Annotated in this window: 2 protein-coding genes; both read left to right on the top strand. The window is 63.4% G+C overall.

Features of this window, described 5'->3' with window-relative positions:
* Positions 1–177: 177 nt before the first annotated feature.
* Positions 178–459 carry an acyl carrier protein gene (locus EOD29_RS30560; RefSeq protein ID WP_029356603.1) on the top strand — a complete coding sequence of 94 codons (282 nt, stop codon included), beginning with the start codon at positions 178–180 and terminating at the stop codon, positions 457–459.
* Entirely contained in the window at positions 460–1,668 is a 1,209-nt protein-coding gene (locus tag EOD29_RS30555; protein ID WP_127248772.1) for a beta-ketoacyl-[acyl-carrier-protein] synthase family protein, read from the top strand.
* Positions 1,669–1,684 lie beyond the last annotated feature (16 nt).

Genomic DNA, 1,684 nt, shown 5'->3' with positions numbered 1-1,684 from the left:
GTGTAGCGGCTCACATCGTCATACTGCACCTACGCCACACACCGGCCGGACCTGATCCGGCTTTATGAGCATTGGGCTTTGTCAGTTGCCCAAGCGTGATGGCTTTCGCGACGCGGCGCGCCTCAGGAACTGAGCCGCGTCCAGGTCGAAACGCGGGAAAGAAAGACAGGAAACAGAATGGCCGATCAATTCGCAACGGACGTCATTGCCCTGATCAAGAAACGCGCCGAGTCGGAGAGCGGTGAGGGAATGCCTGCGTCATTCGTCGGCGAGATAACAATCGCCACGGAACTGGACGCGCTCGGGTTCGATTCGCTGGGTTTGGCGGACGTCCTCTGGGATGTGGAGCAGGCCTACGGCATCAAGATCGACATGAACACGGCCGATGCCTGGTCCAATCTCAAGAATGTCGGCGACGTCGTGGAAGCCGTCCGCGGCTTGCTTGCGAAGGAGGCTTGAATGGACAGGCGCGTCGTCATCACCGGAGTGGGCGGCCTGTGCGGACTGGGCACCGACGCCGCCTCTATGTGGAAAGAGATGCGCGAAGGCCGCTCCGCCATCGGCCCGATCGCCAATTCCGAGCTTCATGACCTGGAGGGCATGACCGGCGCTGAGATCAAGGCGCTGCCCGAGCACGACATCGATCGCAAGCAGCTCGTCTCCATGGCCCGCTTCAGCTTGCTCGCCGTGCTTGCAGCGCGCGAAGCCATGCGGCAGGCCGGACTTTCCTGCGACGAGGGGAATGCCCATCGCTTCGGCGCGACAGTGGGCGTCGGCGGCTTGGGCTGGGATGTGATGGAGGAAACTTACCGGGCCCTCCTTTTGGACGGCGCGAGGCGAGTTGGCATCCTCGCTGTACCCAAAACGATGCCAAGCGCCGCCGCCGGCCAGGTGAGCTTGCGCCTCGGCTTGCGCGGGCCGGTCTTCGGGGTGACCTCCGCATGTGCCTCGGCCAACCATGCGATCGCCTCGGCGGTGGACCAGATCAAGCTGGGCCGGGCCGACGTAATGGTTTCCGGAGGCAGCGACGCACCCTTCGCATGGGGCGTGCTGAAAGCATGGGAAGCAATGCGCGTGCTTTCACCCGATACCTGCCGGCCCTTCTCCGCCGATAGGAAGGGCCTGGTGCTGGGCGAGGGTGCGGGCATGGCCGTGCTGGAAAGCTACGAGCATGCCACGAGGCGTGGTGCCACAATTCTTGCCGAGATCGCCGGCGTCGGCCTTTCCGCCGATGCCTTCCACATTGCCGCGCCATCTGTCGAGGGGCCAGCGTCGGCGATGCGCGCCTGCCTTGCCGATGCCGGGCTGAATGCCGAGGACGTCGACTATCTCAACGCGCACGGCACCGGTACCAAGAGCAATGATCAGACTGAAACGGCGGCGATCAAGCGTGTGTTTGGAAACCACGCTTATTCGATGTCCATCTCTTCCACCAAGTCCACGCACGCGCATTGCCTCGGCGCAGCGAGCGCGCTTGAAATGATCGCCTGCGTGATGGCAATCCAAGAGGACGTCGTGCCGCCGACCGCCAACTATCGCGAGCCAGATCCCGCTTGCGACCTCGACATCACACCCAATGTGCCGCGGGAGCGCAAGGTGCGCGTCGCCATGAGCAACGCCTTCGCCATGGGCGGTACGAACGCAGTTCTGGCATTCAGGCAGGTGTAGAAGCCATGCAAGACGC

The organism is Mesorhizobium sp. M1A.T.Ca.IN.004.03.1.1, from assembly GCF_003997555.1.
Classification (GTDB): domain Bacteria; phylum Pseudomonadota; class Alphaproteobacteria; order Rhizobiales; family Rhizobiaceae; genus Mesorhizobium.
This window is presented reverse-complemented; position numbering and strand designations above follow the sequence as displayed.